Genomic DNA, 13,479 nt, shown 5'->3' on the forward strand with positions numbered 1-13,479 from the left:
ACATATCGGGAACATCGGCGACCTCCGGCCGCGTTCCGCGAGACGACCGTGGCGGCACCGTCGCATCCTCGCGCCGCGCCCGCCCCGGACCGCGGCGACCATCCCGACCTTCCCGCGCGAGGCAGACCATCGATGGCCAAATCCCACCAGACCTTCGTCTGCCAATCCTGCGGTGCGGTCTACAATCGCTGGCGCGGGCGCTGCGAGGCCTGCAACGGCTGGAACTCGATCGTGGAGGAGACCGGCGCCGGGACCCAAGCCGCCGGGCCGGTGGCGACGCGGCCGAGCCGGGCCAAGGGCCGGGTCTTCCCCCTCGAAGGGCTCGCCGGCGAGGTCAAGGACGCGCCCCGCACCCCCTCGGGCATCGCCGAGCTCGACCGGGTCACCGGGGGCGGCTTCGTGCGCGGCTCGGTCATCCTGCTCGGCGGCGATCCCGGCATCGGCAAGTCCACGCTGCTGATGCAGGCCTCGGCGGCCCTCGCCGCCCGGGGGGAGCGCGTCGCGTACATCTCGGGCGAGGAGGCGGTCGGGCAGGTGCGGCTGCGGGCGGAGCGGCTCGGCCTCGCGGGGGCGCCGGTCGAGCTCGCCGCTGAGACCAACGTCGAGGACATCGTCGCCACCCTGAGCCAGGGACGGCCGCCGGCCCTCGCGATCATCGACTCGATCCAGACCATGTGGACCGAGACGGTCGAATCGGCGCCGGGCACCGTCACGCAGGTGCGCGGCTCGGCCCAGAGCCTGATCCGCTTCGCCAAGACCAGCGGCACGGCGGTGATCCTGGTCGGGCACGTCACGAAGGACGGTCAGATCGCCGGGCCGCGCGTGGTCGAGCACATGGTCGACGCGGTCGCCTCCTTCGAGGGCGACCAGGGCCACCACTTCCGCATCCTGCGGGCGGTCAAGAACCGCTTCGGTCCGACGGACGAGATCGGCGTCTTCGAGATGACCGACGGCGGCCTCGCCGAGGTGCCGAACCCCTCGGCCCTGTTCCTGGCCGGCCGCGACCTCGCCGCGCCCGGCACCGCGGTCTTCGCCGGCATGGAGGGCACGCGGCCGCTCCTCGTGGAGATCCAGGCCCTCGTCGCCCCCTCGGCGCTGGGCATGCCGCGCCGCGCCGTGGTCGGCTGGGATCCCAACCGGCTCTCGATGGTGCTGGCGGTGCTGGAGGCCCATGCGGGCATCCGTCTCGGCACCCACGACGTCTACCTGAACGTGGCGGGCGGCCTGCGCATCGGCGAGCCGGCCGCGGACCTCGCGGTCGCCGCCGCCCTGGTCTCGTCGCTCTCCGCCACGCCCCTGCCCTCCGACGCGGTCTATTTCGGCGAGATCGGCCTGTCGGGGGCGGTGCGGCCGGTGGCGCAGGCGAATGCGCGGCTGAAGGAGGCGCAGAAGCTCGGCTTCGCCCGGGCGCTGATGCCGCAGGGACGCGGGGAGGCCGGCGAGCGCGGCTTCCCCGCCGAGGCGCTCGCGCACATCACCGACCTCGTGGCCGGCATCGCCTCGGGCAGGCCGGTCGGCCGCGGCGCCAAGCGCCCCTGCCTGCCGGCCTACGATCCGGAGGGGTGACCGTCGCGCGGCGCGCGGCACGGCGCGTGGAAGCGGGCCGCCCGGCCGCCGCGGACCCCGTCCGCGGGGCGCGCCTCCGGTCCGCCGGGTGACGGATCGGCCATGGCGGAGTATAGGTCTGGCGCGGCCAGGAGCAGCCGCGCCCACGAACCAACGCCGCCCGCTCCCGGTGCGTTCCTGCGATGCCCTTCTCCGTTCTCGATCTGGTCGTCCTCGGCGTGGTGGTCATCTCGGCGCTGCTCGCCGCGGTGCGGGGCTTCACCCGCGAGGTTCTGGCGATCGTCGCCTGGGTCGTGGCCGCCGCCGTCGCCTGGAAACTCCACCCCGTGCTGCAGCCGCTGGTGCAGCAGCACGTCTCCAGCGAGACCGTCTCGCGCGTCGTCGCGATCGCGGCGATCTTCCTCGGCACGCTGCTCGTCGTGTCGATCATCACCGTGAAGGTCTCGGACCTGATCCTCGATTCCCGGATCGGCGCCATCGACCGCAGCCTCGGCCTCGCCTTCGGCGCCGCCCGCGGCTTCCTCATCTGCGTGATCGGCTGGGTCTTCCTGGCCTGGCTGGTCCAGGGCAAGGTTCCGGACTGGGCCCAGCAGGCGCGCAGCCGCGAGATCCTGGACAATACCGGCCAGAAGCTGGTGGCGATGCTGCCCGGCAACCCGGACGAGCTCCTGAAGCAGTTCCGCAAGCCCAAGCCCGAGGCCGACCCCGGCACGGAGGCCCCGGCCGAGGCCGATACCACGCCCCAGCGCCGGACGGATGCCACCCCTGCGCGCCGGTAGCGGCCGGCGCCTTGGCTCGGCCGCACTCCGCGCCTACATGACGAACTCGTCACCGGGCCGGTTCGGCCGACCCGGTCAATCCGTCGTGGACGAGTCGGGAACCGGCCTCGCGCCCGGGCGCCGCGTCGTCTAGCGAGGGCGGTGGCAGGGCCGGCCGCGAGGGACTTTCATCATGGCAGCACGGTGGGAATCGGGCCGGACGGCCTCCGCGGGCAGCGCGGATTTCGGCGGCCTCGACCTCGACGGCGACACCCTGCGCGAGGAATGCGGGGTGTTCGGCATCCACGGCCATCCCGACGCGGCGGCCATCGTGGCGCTCGGCCTCCACGCCCTCCAGCATCGCGGCCAGGAAGCGGCCGGCATCGTCTCCTTCGACGGGAGCGTGTTCCATTCCGAGCGCCGGATGGGCCTCGTCGGGGATTCCTTCTCGGATCTCGCCACGATCGAGCGCCTCAAGGGCCTCTCGGCGATCGGTCACGTGCGCTACTCGACCACCGGCGAGACGATCCTGCGCAACGTGCAGCCGCTCTTCGCCGAGCTGGAGACCGGGGGCCTCGCGATCGCCCATAATGGGAACCTGACCAACGGCCTGCTGCTGCGCCGCCAGCTCGTGCGCGACGGCGCCATCTGCCAGTCGACCTCCGACACCGAGGCGATCCTCCACTTGGTCGCCCGCAGCCGGCACGTGCGCATCATCGACCGGGTGATGGACGCCCTGCGCCAGATCGAGGGCGCCTACGCGCTCGTCATGCTGACGAACAAGAAGCTGATCGGCGCCCGCGACCCGCTCGGCATCCGTCCGCTCGTCCTCGGCGAGCTCGACGGCCGCTACATCCTCGCCTCCGAGACCTGCGCCCTCGACATCATCGGCGCCCGCTTCGTGCGCGACATCGAGAACGGCGAGATCGTCGTCATCGACGACGACGGCATCCGCTCGATCCGCTTCGCCGCCGAGGCGCCGATGCGGCCCTGCATCTTCGAGTACATCTACTTCGCCCGCCCGGATTCGGTGGTGAACGGCAAGAACGTCTACGCGGTGCGCAAGAGCATCGGCGTCGAGCTCGCCAAGGAGGCGCCGGCCGAGGCCGACATCGTGGTGCCGGTGCCGGATTCCGGCGTGCCGGCGGCGCTCGGCTACGCCCAGGAGACGGGGCTGCCCTTCGAGATGGGCATCATCCGCAACCACTATGTCGGGCGCACCTTCATCCAGCCGACGCAATCGGTGCGCGAACTCGGCGTGCGCATGAAGCACTCGGCGAACCGCGCCGCCATCGCGGGCAAGCGCATCGTCCTCGTCGACGACAGCCTCGTGCGCGGCACCACCTCGGTGAAGATCGTGCGGATGATGCGCGAGGCCGGGGCGAGCGAGGTGCATTTCCGCATCGCCTCGCCGCCCATCACCCATCCGGACTTCTACGGAATCGACACGCCCGAGAAGGAGAAGCTGCTCGCCGCCACCCACGACCTCGAGGGCATGCGCCGCTACATCGGCGCCGACTCGCTCGCCTTCCTGTCGATCGGGGGCCTGTACCGGGCGATGGGCGAGGAGGGCCGCGACCCGGCCTGCCCGCAATACACCGACCATTGCTTCACGGGCGATTACCCCACCCCGCTGACCGACCTCGCCGTCGCCTCGCCGCGGCGGATGGCGCTCCTCGCCGAAGCCGACTGAGACCCGATGTCCGACCTCCCGTCCGCAGAGACCAAGCCCCTCGCCGACCGCATCGCCGTGGTCACCGGCGCCTCCCGCGGGATCGGGCGCGCGGCCGCCCTGGCCCTCGCCGCCGCGGGCGCCCACGTGGTCGCGGTGGCGCGCACGCAGGGGGCGCTCGAGGAACTCGACGACGCGATCCGGCAGGGCGGCGGCACGGCGACCCTCGTCCCCCTCGACGTGACCGATTACGACGCCATCGACCGGCTCGGCGCCGCGATCCACGAGCGCTGGGGGCGGCTCGACGTCCTGATCGGCAATGCGGGCAATCTCGGCCGGCTGATGCCCCTCGGCCACGTCGAGCCGAAGCTGTGGGCGAGCGTCATGGACGTGAACCTGACGGCGAATTGGCGCCTGATCCGCTCCCTCGACCCGCTGCTGCGGCGCTCGGATGCGGGCCGGGCGATCTTCATCACCTCGGGCGCCGCGGCGAGCTGCAAGGCCTATTGGGGGCCCTACGCGGTGTCGAAGGCGGCGCTGGAGGCGCTGGTGCGGACCTACGCGGCCGAGACCGCGTCCACGCCGATCCGGGCGATGCTGGTCAATCCCGGGCCGCTGCGCACGGCGATGCGCCGGGCGGCGATGCCCGGCGAGGATCCCGAGACCCTGCGCACGCCCGAGGACCTGGCGCCGCACGTGGTGCGCCTCGCGAGCCCCTCCTGGCAGGAGACCGGGCTCATCTACGACTTTCCGAGCGACCGGGTGCTCACGCCCCAGCGCCCGGCCTGAGCGCTCAGGCGGCCCGGACGGCCGCCAGGAAGGCGCCGACCTCGCCGACCAGCCTCTCGGACTGCCCGGAGAGGTCGCGGGCCGCGTCCTGCACCTGGGCGGCCGCCGCACCGGTCTCCTCCGCCCCGTCGCGCAGGACGAGGACGTTCGCCCGGACGCTCTCGGTCCCGCGCGCCGCCTCCTGCACGTTGCGGGTAATTTCCTGCGTGGCGGCTCCCTGCTCCTCCATGGCGGCCGCGATGCTGGCGGCGTGCCGCGCCATCTCGGCGATCACCTCGCCGATCTGCCGGATGTCCCCGACGGCCGCCTGGGTGGCGGCCTGGATCTCGCCGATCTGACCGCCGATCTCGTCGGTGGCCCGGGCGGTCTGGCCGGCGAGTTCCTTGACCTCGGCGGCGACCACTGCGAAGCCGCGCCCCGCCTCCCCGGCCCGCGCCGCCTCGATCGTGGCGTTCAGCGCCAGCAGGTTCGTCTGCGCGGCGATGCCCGAGATGGCCGAGACGATGCCGCTGATCCGCTCCGCGGTCTCCGCCAGACGCCGCACCGTGGCGTCGGTGCGGCGGGCATCCTCCACCGCCCGTCCGGCGATGCGCGAGGATTGCGCCACCTGGCTCACGATCTCGTGGATCGAGGCCGCCATCTCCTCGCTCGCGGCGGCCACCGTCTGCACGTTGGCCGTGGTCTGCTGCGCGGCCCCGGCCACGGCGGCCGCCTGGACCGCGCCCCGCTCCGCGACCGAGGCCATCACACCGGCCGTCGCCTCCATGCCCCGCACGGCGCCCGAGAGGCCCTCGCGCAGGGCCGCCACCGTCCCTTCGAGCCTGCGCGTGAGCGCGTCGAGCTGGCCGGCGCGGGCGAGCTTCGCGCGGGCCTCCGCCGCCTCGCGGGTCTCCAGTTCGCGCCGCGCGAGGGCATCGTCCCGGAAGACCTGGAGGGCGCGGGCGAGCGCGCCGACCTCGTCGCGCCGCTCGGTCCCGCCGACCGCGACCGCGAGGTCGCCGCTCGCGAGCCTGCTCATCGCCGCGGTGGCACGGCCGAGCGGGCGCGAGACGCCCCGCACGGCGACGAGCCCGAGCAGGGCGCAGGACAGCGTGAGGCCCGTCACGGCCAGGCCCAGCTGGCGCCAGGACGCGGCGGTGACGCTCTCGTGAGCCCTGTCACGGGCGGCGGCGAGTTCGCCGAGATTGGCCTCCACCCGGCTGCGAACCGCGCGGAGCGCGGCCTCGCGCGCGCGCTGCCCCTCCTTGGAGGCCAGCGCGAAGGCCGCCTCGTTCTCGTTGCGAAGCGCGAACGCCACCACCCGGTCGGCCACTGCGAAATAAGCTGCGATCTGCTGCCCGACCGCCTCGGCGGTGCTGCTCCGCGCGGGCGTGTCCGCGAGCCGCGCGAGCCGGTTTTGGGCGGCGCCGGCCGCGTCCTTCGCGGCCACGTAGCGGTCGTGGTAGCCCCGCAGCGCCGCCGGATCGGTCTCGATGATGATGTTGCGCTCCTGGATCGTCGTCTCGCCGACGGCGAGCGCGACCTCGAAGGCCCCGACGACGCGGGCCGCCTGCAGGTCGACGAGCCGCTGGGTGGTCCGGTCGAGCTCGGAGAAGACGCCATCCGCCAGGCCCAGCAGACCGATCGTCACGCCGATGAGAATCAGGATTGGGATTGCAATTTTTCCCAGGATAGGAATATCATCTATGATTCTCCGCACGATACCCTCCTGGGAGCGCCGCTCCGGTGAATTAATCTTTCTTATACGGCTCGATTGCAAGTTTATGCATCGGGTATTAACAAAAGGTTATTGACTTACGTTACGTCATCAGATCCCCTTGGTCGGGCCGCGGCCTGGGCGGCGCGGCCGAGCGACCGTGGCGCCGGCCCCGTCGACCCGGCCCCGTCGACCCGGTATGACGCGGTGCAAGGCGGAGAGACGCGATGATCGACGTGCGGGCGATGTGCGCCATCGGGCAGCGGGGCCAGCTCGGCCTCGACGGGCGGCTGCCCTGGGAGGGCAACGCGGATCCGCTCTACGTCGAGGACGTGACCCGCTTCTTCGCCGAGACGCAGGGCCACGTGCTGATCGCCGGCCCGAAGACGATCGAGGCGGTGCCCGCCTTCGCGTACCGGGACCGGACCATCGCCATCATCCGCTCGCACGAGGATCCGGCCGCGGTGCTCGCCCGCTACAGCGGGCGGCGGATCTTCGTCGGCGGCGGGGTGGCGGTGTGGAACGTCTACGCGCCCTTCATCCAGCAATGGGACATCACGCGCCTGCCCTACGACGGCGAGGCGGATCGCTGGTTCGACCCCGCTTGGCTGGTGGGCGGCAAGCTGCGAGGGTGACGGCGCGAGGGGATCGATTCGATGACCGCACAGGACCAGTTCAAGCGCCAGCCGCGCCGCAAGGCGGAGAAGGGGCGCGTCCTCACCGTCTCGGCGGAGCAGAAGGCCGCCTACGAGGCGCTGATGCGCGAGAAGGAGGAGCGGGAGGCCTACGCCAAGCACCTGCCCGGCGACCTGAAGCCCCGCTGAGCCTCACTCCCCCTTGTCGAACGGATTGCGCGACGTGCGCAGGGACAGCCGGATCGGCACGCCGGGCAGGTCGAACGCGTCCCGAAGCCCGTTCACGAGGTAGCGCGTGTAGGATTTCGGCAGCGCGTCGAGCTGGTTGCCGAACAGCGCGAAGTGCGGCGGCCGGCTCTTCACCTGGGTCGCGTAGCGGATCTTGATGCGCCGGCCCGACACGGCGGGGGGCGGGTTGGCCTGGACGGCCTCGGACAGCCACTGGTTGATCCGCGCCGTCGGCACCCGCCGGTTCCAGACGTCGGAGGCCGAGACGACGCCCTGCATCAGCCGGTCGATGCCCTCGCCCGCGAGCCCGGAGAGCGGCACGATCGGGGCGCCGCGCACCTGGGGCAGGAGCCGCGCCGCCTTCTCCCGCAACTCCTTGAGCAGGCCGGGCTGGTCGGCGACGAGGTCCCACTTGTTGAGCCCGATGACGAGGGCGCGGCCCTCCTGCTCGACGAGGTCGACGATGGTGAGGTCCTGCTTCTCGAACGGGATGGTGGCGTCGAGGAGCACCACCACCACCTCGGCGAAGCGCACCGCCCGCAGCCCGTCCGAGACGGCGAGCTTCTCCAGCTTGTCGTCGACCCGGGCGCGGCGGCGCATCCCCGCCGTGTCGTGCAGCTTGATGCGGCGGCCGCGCCACTCCCAGTCGAGGGAGATCGAGTCGCGGGTGATGCCCGCCTCCGGCCCGACCAGCAGCCTGTCCTCGCCGAGCATCCGGTTGATCAGGGTCGACTTGCCGGCATTGGGGCGCCCGACGATGGCGACCCGGAGCGGCTTGCCCTCGCCCTCCTCGTCGTCGTCCTCGGCCTCGGGCAGGATGTCGGCCAGCGCGTCGATGAGCTGCCCCATCCCCTCGCCGTGCTCGGCCGAGACCGGGACCGGGTCGCCGAGGCCGAGCCCGAAGGCCTCGTAGGCGCCCGCCAGGCCGGCGCCGCCCTCCGCCTTGTTGGCGAGCAGGATCACCGGCTTGTCGGCGCGCCGGACGAGCTCCGCGAAGGGCTGGTCGGCCGGCAGCAGGCCGGCGCGGGCATCGACCACGAAGAGCACCGCGTCGGCCTCCGCGATGGCGGCCTCGGTCTGGGCGCGCATCCGGCCGGCCAGGGATTCCGCGTCGGCCTCTTCGAGGCCCGCCGTGTCGATGATCGTGAAGCGCAGGTGCCCGAGCCGCGCCTCGCCCTCCCGGCGGTCGCGGGTCACGCCCGGACGGTCGTCCACGAGGGCGAGCTTGCGGCCGACGAGGCGGTTGAACAGCGTCGACTTGCCGACGTTGGGACGCCCGACGATCGCGACGATGGGCATCGACATGGGAGAGGTCCTGGGCGAGGGGCGCAGTGCAGGTGCAACGCGGAGGGCGCGGGGTCCGTCCTCTCGGACGGAGCCCCCCGCGCCGGTGGATCTCGGGACGGTCGGGCAGGCGCGGCTAGCGCGTCACCTCCGGCGGCGGCGGGGCGGCGGGCGCGGCCGGGCCCGCGTCGCTGACCTGGACCGGACCGCCCGCCGCGAGGGCGACGTAGACCTCCAGGCGCTGGCGCAATCCGGGCGGCGTCTCGCGGTCGGCGGCGATCTGGTCGAACCAGCGGCCGGCGCCCTCGAAGTCGCCCTTGCGCATCGCCGTCAGGCCCAGCATCTCGCGGGCGGTGTGGCGGAAGGCGTTGCCGGAGGCGGCGAGCCCCTGGAGCGTGTTCAGCGCTTCCGGGTCGTCGGAATCGAGGCGCAGGAGCGCCCCGCGCAGGCGCGCCGCGTCGCGCAGGCCCGGCCCGACCCCGGTATCGGCCGCGATCGCCGCGTAGGCCCTGGCGCCGGCCGCCGGATCGGCCTTGCCGGCCTCGGCCGCGGCGCGGAACTGGGCCAGGATCCGGTAGCCGTGGGGGGAATCCGCCGCGAGCGTCTCGAAGGCCTTGGCCGCCTCGCCGCCCTTGTCCTTGCTGGCGCGCACCGCCTCGTCGAAGCGCCGGCTCGCCGCCTCGGCCTGGACCTGCTGCTCGTGCTGCCAGAAGCGCCAGCCGCCGACGCCGATCACCACGAGCACCGCGATGCCGATGAAGACGCCGCTGTAGCGCTTCCAGATCTCGGCCGCGCGGTCTCGCCGGTAATCCTCGTTGACCTCGCGTATGAACTCGTCTTCTTTCATCTCGGACCCGCTCGCCGGAAGCATGCCGCGCGCGCCCGCGACAGGGCGGTCCGCCTAGCACGAACGCGCGCGGATGGCGAGGCTCAGGCCTGTCCCGGCCACACCGCGACGCCGATCAGCCAGGGATGCAGCACCCGGGCGAAGACGAACCACGCGACGACCCCGATCCCCACCGCGAGCGCGTCGTTGCGCCAGCCGGCGGGCGCCGCCGCCGGACCCGCATGGGCCTTCACCTCGTCGCGGCGCTTGACGCTGATGCGGGCCGCCACCGCCCAGGCCAGGATGCTGCCGAACAGGAGGATCGAGCCGAGATCGCCGTTGGCGAGGAGGTGCGCCGCCGCCCAGATCTTCACGCCCGCCAGCATCGGGTGCTTGAGCGCGCCCTTGATCCGCCCCGGCAGGTAGGCCGCCGCGAAGGCCACGAAGGCGACGAGAACGAGGAGGAGCGCGAGGTGGCGCGTCCAGACCGGCGGCGACCAGATGTCGATGTAGCCCTCCGACCGGTAGCGCCCGTAGCCGATGCCGAGCACGATCAGGCCGACCAGGGCGAGCACCGAGTAGCCGAGCTTGTAGGGCCCCTCCCCGACCCGCGCGATCAGGGCCGCGCGCGGCCCCCGCAGCATGGTGAAGGCGTGGGTGCCGAGGAACAGCGCGAGGCCCAGGAGGAGGACCGGCATGGGCGAAAAACTCCCTGGGCGAGCACTCCCCGGGCGAGCACTTCCCGGGCGAGGGCTCCGTGAATCGGCGCCGTCGGGCTAACCGGCCCGCAAGGAATTCTCGGCCAAGCTCCCCGCCCCTGTCCAGGTCGAGACGATGCGTCGCCTGCTCCTTGCCGCGTGGCTCGGCGTCGCGGCCTGCCGCGCCGTCGCCGAGCCGGGCCCGCCGCTCTCGGCGCTGACGCTGGTCGGTCCGGCCCGGCCGGTCTTCCGGGCCCGGGTGGATGCCTGCGACGGGCACGACGTGCCGGACGCGCCGGTGCGCGCCTTCCGGGATGCCGGGGGCGGCCTGGTGATGTTCGGGCTGCACTACCGCAACCGCGCCCTGCGGGGGCCCGACCTCGATCACCTCGCGATCGATTGCCGGATCGTGCTCGATTCGGGCCTCGCGGCCGAGCCCGAGCGCTACGACGACCGCAGCTGGGTCACCGCGACCTGGACCGAGGACGGGCGCGCGGTCGCGGCCCTCCTCCACCACGAGTACCATGCCGAGGCGCATCCGGGCCGCTGCCGCTCGGGCGAGATGATGGCCTGCTGGTACAACACCATCCTGGCGGCCCGCTCGGGCGACGGGGGCGCGCGCTTCGAGCGGGCGAGCCCGCCCGCCGTGGTGGCCGCGCCGCCCTTCCGGCAGGAGGTCGAGCAGGGCCGCCACCGTGGTTTCTTCAACCCCTCGAACATCGTGCGGGACGGGCGCTACTGGTACTTCCTCGCCTCGAACACCGGCTGGGACGGCCAGCCCTTCGGCGTCTGCCTGTTCCGCTCGGACGACGTCGCCGATCCCGGCCGCTGGCGGGCCTGGGACGGAACCGGCTTCACGGTCGCCTTCCCGGACCCCTACCGCAAGGGTGCGAGGCCGGCCGGCGCCTGCCGGCCGGTCTGGCCCTTCCCGGCCCCGGTCGGCTCGGTCAGCCGCCACCGCGGCACCGGCGCCTGGATCGCGGTGTTCCAGGCGGAGGCGGGCGGCGCCTTCCCGCGCTCCGGCTTCTACTGGACCACCTCACGCGACCTCCTCGCCTGGGACGAGCCGCGCCTCCTCCTCGAGGGCCCGACGCTCTACGGCGATCCCTGCCGGGCCCGGGGCGACCTCATCAGCTACCCGTCGCTGCTCGATCCGGGCGCGCGGGGCCGCAACTTCGACGACGTGGGCGAGCGCGCCGAGCTGTTCTACGCGGTGCTGCGCCGGAACGGGTGCGAGATCACCTCCGACCGCGACCTCGTGCGGCGGCCGGTGGCGATCAAGGTGTGGCCGTAGGGGCGAACCGGGCCGCGCGTCACGCCACGCGCAGCCGCTCCGCGGCCTCGCGCGCCGCGCCCTCCAGCGGGCGCGGCCGGCGGCTCTCCGCGTCGATGACCACGCAGGCCGCCTCCGCCTCCCCGACCAGGCGTCCCTCGGCGAGGATGCGGTTGCGGAACCCCAGCGAGCTGCGCCCGATCCGGGCGAGCCAGGTCCCGGTGCGCACCCGGCCGGGGAAGTGCAGCTCGCCCCGGTAGTCGATGACGAAGCGGGCGATGACGAGGGCGCAGCCCTCCGCCAGCACCGGCCTCAGATGCGCGGCGAAGAACTGGACCCGGCCGCTCTCGCAGAAGCCCGCGAAGACCGCGTTGTTGACGTGGCCGTTCGCGTCGCTGTCGCGGTAGCGCAGGACGTCCTCGGTCCAGAGGATCCGGGAATCGTCGGGCGGCGCGGCCTCAGCCATGGCGCGGAGCGGTGCCGCCGAGGTGGAAGACCCGGTGCGGCACGAGTTCGCCCCGCTCGACGTCGCCCACCGCCACCAGCACCCCGTTGCAGGTCGCGTAGGCCTTGCCGGCCACCGGCGCGTCGCGCCCGCGCAGGATCACCGATTGGCCCCGCATCAGCCGCATCGCCATGTCGCGGGAGACGGGCACGCAGGCCACGGCGTCGAGGGCGGTCTCGACGGGCCGGAGCACCGCCGCCACCTCGTCGCCCTGCGCCGCTTCGAGCGCGCCGAGGGTGCAGGACTGGTCCTCCGCGAAGGGACCGACCCGGGTGCGGCGCAGGGCCGAGACGTGGCCGAGGCACCCGAGCGCCCGGCCGAGATCGCGGGCGATGGCGCGCACGTAGGTGCCCTTGCCGCACTCGGCCTCGATGATCGTCCGCTCCTCCGCATGGGCGACGATCGCGAGCCGGTCGATCTGGACCGGCCGCGCCACGAGCTCGACCACCTCGCCGTCGCGGGCGAGGTCGTAGGCGCGCTCGCCCTGGATCTTGATCGCCGAGTAGCGCGGCGGCACCTGCTCGATCGCACCGACGAAGCGCGGCAGCACCGCCTCGACCTCCTCGCGGGTCGGGCGGCTCTCGGAGGTGGCGACGGCGCGGCCCTCCGCGTCGTCCGTGTCGGTCTCCGTGCCCCAGGTCACCGTGAAGACGTAGGCCTTGCGCCCGTCCATCACGAAGGGGACGGTCTTGGTCGCCTCGCCGAGCGCGATCGGCAGGATGCCGGAGGCGAGCGGGTCGAGGGTGCCCGCGTGGCCGGCCTTCTTGGCGTTGAGCGCCCGCTTCACCGCCGCGACCGCGTGGGTCGAGGTCATGCCGACGCCCTTGTCGAGGATCACCCAGCCGCTGATCTCGCGGCGCTTGGGACGGTCGCCTTTGGGCCGGTCGCCCTTCGGCCGGTCACTCTTGGGGCGGTCGCCGCCGGGCCGGTCGCCCTGCGGGCGCCCGCGGTCGCGAGGCGGCCGGCCCTCGCGCGGTGCGGCCGGACTCGACCCGGCAGCCTGGTCCTCGTGCATCATCGCTTCCCGTCCCATCCAAAGCCGGGCGGACGCGGCCCGGCTCGCCGGCGCGCTCCCCCCTGGTCAATCCTCGCGGAAGCGCGCCGTTGCGGCGGCGCGGCAGCTCACGCGTCGGGATCGCCGGCGTCGTCCTGCTCGCCGCCGAGGTCCCGCTGCACCTTCTCGCTGCGCAGCAGCCGATCGATCCGCGCCGCCTCGTCGAACGTCTCGTCGCGGCGGAAGCGCAACTCGGGCGCGAACTTGAGGTTCACGCGCCGGGCCACCTCCTGCCGGAGCGCCTTGCGGTTGCGCTCCAGCGCCTCCAGCACCGGGGCCTCGTCCTGGCCGCCGAGCGGCATGACGTAGGCGGTGGCGAGCTTGAGGTCCGGCGACATCCGGACCTCCGGCACCGTGATGACGTGCCGGCTCAGCACCGGGTCCTGCAGGTCGCCGCGGCTCAGCACCTCCGCGATGGCGTGGCGGACGAGTTCGGCCACGCGCTGCTGACGCTGCGAGGGGCCGGCGGTTTCGGTCGGTTTGCGCATCGTGTCT

Annotated in this window: 14 protein-coding genes; 7 read left to right on the forward strand and 7 right to left on the reverse strand. The window is 73.3% G+C overall.

The genetic code is table 11. The annotated features are described in order from the left end of the window. Nucleotides 1-132 precede the first annotated feature (132 nt). From radA to QA634_RS13185, 4 genes are all read left to right on the forward strand, one after another. Complete coding sequence (gene radA / locus QA634_RS13170; protein WP_012332442.1) at nt 133-1,566, forward strand: DNA repair protein RadA; 1,434 nt, start codon at nt 133-135, stop codon at nt 1,564-1,566. Nucleotides 1,567-1,748: 182 nt separating this feature from the next. After that, entirely contained in the window at nt 1,749-2,345 is a 597-nt protein-coding gene (locus QA634_RS13175) for a CvpA family protein (protein ID WP_012332443.1), read from the forward strand. Between the two features lie 172 nt (nt 2,346-2,517). Further along, complete coding sequence (gene purF / locus QA634_RS13180; protein ID WP_012332444.1) at nt 2,518-4,017, forward strand: amidophosphoribosyltransferase; 1,500 nt, start codon at nt 2,518-2,520, stop codon at nt 4,015-4,017. A 6-nt stretch (nt 4,018-4,023) separates the two neighbouring features. Next, on the forward strand, nt 4,024-4,785 hold the full coding sequence (locus QA634_RS13185) for an SDR family NAD(P)-dependent oxidoreductase (protein ID WP_012332445.1): 762 nt from the start codon (nt 4,024-4,026) through the stop codon (nt 4,783-4,785). Nucleotides 4,786-4,789: 4 nt separating this feature from the next. Here QA634_RS13185 and QA634_RS13190 read toward each other — a convergent pair whose 3' ends face one another. After that, nucleotides 4,790-6,415 carry a methyl-accepting chemotaxis protein gene (locus tag QA634_RS13190; RefSeq protein ID WP_150108643.1) on the reverse strand — a complete coding sequence of 542 codons (1,626 nt, stop codon included), beginning with the start codon at nt 6,413-6,415 and terminating at the stop codon, nt 4,790-4,792. A 293-nt stretch (nt 6,416-6,708) separates the two neighbouring features. On the opposite strand from QA634_RS13190, the gene QA634_RS13195 reads away from it, so the two are divergent. Both QA634_RS13195 and QA634_RS13200 read left to right on the forward strand, forming a co-directional pair. Continuing rightward, nucleotides 6,709-7,116 carry a dihydrofolate reductase gene (locus QA634_RS13195; RefSeq protein ID WP_012332447.1) on the forward strand — a complete coding sequence of 136 codons (408 nt, stop codon included), beginning with the start codon at nt 6,709-6,711 and terminating at the stop codon, nt 7,114-7,116. Nucleotides 7,117-7,137: 21 nt separating this feature from the next. Then, on the forward strand, nt 7,138-7,305 hold the full coding sequence (locus QA634_RS13200) for a hypothetical protein (RefSeq protein ID WP_012332448.1): 168 nt from the start codon (nt 7,138-7,140) through the stop codon (nt 7,303-7,305). A gap of 3 nt (nt 7,306-7,308) precedes the next feature. Here the strand turns inward: QA634_RS13200 and der are convergent, their stop codons facing one another. The 3 genes from der to QA634_RS13215 all read right to left on the reverse strand — a co-directional run bounded on the left by der (nt 7,309) and on the right by QA634_RS13215 (nt 10,152). Then, nucleotides 7,309-8,649, reverse strand: coding sequence for a ribosome biogenesis GTPase Der (der, locus tag QA634_RS13205; protein WP_012332449.1), 1,341 nt, complete (start codon nt 8,647-8,649; stop codon nt 7,309-7,311). A gap of 115 nt (nt 8,650-8,764) precedes the next feature. Further along, nucleotides 8,765-9,475 carry a tetratricopeptide repeat protein gene (locus tag QA634_RS13210; RefSeq protein WP_012332450.1) on the reverse strand — a complete coding sequence of 237 codons (711 nt, stop codon included), beginning with the start codon at nt 9,473-9,475 and terminating at the stop codon, nt 8,765-8,767. Nucleotides 9,476-9,558: 83 nt separating this feature from the next. Beyond that, nucleotides 9,559-10,152 carry an NnrU family protein gene (locus QA634_RS13215; RefSeq protein ID WP_012332451.1) on the reverse strand — a complete coding sequence of 198 codons (594 nt, stop codon included), beginning with the start codon at nt 10,150-10,152 and terminating at the stop codon, nt 9,559-9,561. A gap of 136 nt (nt 10,153-10,288) precedes the next feature. On the opposite strand from QA634_RS13215, the gene QA634_RS13220 reads away from it, so the two are divergent. Continuing rightward, entirely contained in the window at nt 10,289-11,446 is a 1,158-nt protein-coding gene (locus QA634_RS13220) for a hypothetical protein (protein WP_012332452.1), read from the forward strand. A gap of 19 nt (nt 11,447-11,465) precedes the next feature. On the opposite strand, the gene QA634_RS13225 is transcribed toward QA634_RS13220, so the two are convergent. The 3 genes from QA634_RS13225 to rbfA all read right to left on the reverse strand — a co-directional run bounded on the left by QA634_RS13225 (nt 11,466) and on the right by rbfA (nt 13,472). Beyond that, nucleotides 11,466-11,891: an acyl-CoA thioesterase gene (locus QA634_RS13225; RefSeq protein ID WP_012332453.1), complete on the reverse strand. Its 426-nt coding sequence runs from the start codon at nt 11,889-11,891 to the stop codon at nt 11,466-11,468. After that, on the reverse strand, nt 11,884-12,948 hold the full coding sequence (truB, locus tag QA634_RS13230; protein WP_012332454.1) for a tRNA pseudouridine(55) synthase TruB: 1,065 nt from the start codon (nt 12,946-12,948) through the stop codon (nt 11,884-11,886). The genes QA634_RS13225 and truB overlap by 8 nt, the downstream gene beginning before the upstream one ends. A gap of 104 nt (nt 12,949-13,052) precedes the next feature. After that, nucleotides 13,053-13,472, reverse strand: a complete 420-nt coding sequence (gene rbfA, locus QA634_RS13235; protein ID WP_012332455.1) for a 30S ribosome-binding factor RbfA — start codon at nt 13,470-13,472, stop codon at nt 13,053-13,055. Nucleotides 13,473-13,479 lie beyond the last annotated feature (7 nt).

Source organism: Methylobacterium sp. CB376 (genome assembly GCF_029714205.1).
Lineage (GTDB): Bacteria > Pseudomonadota > Alphaproteobacteria > Rhizobiales > Beijerinckiaceae > Methylobacterium.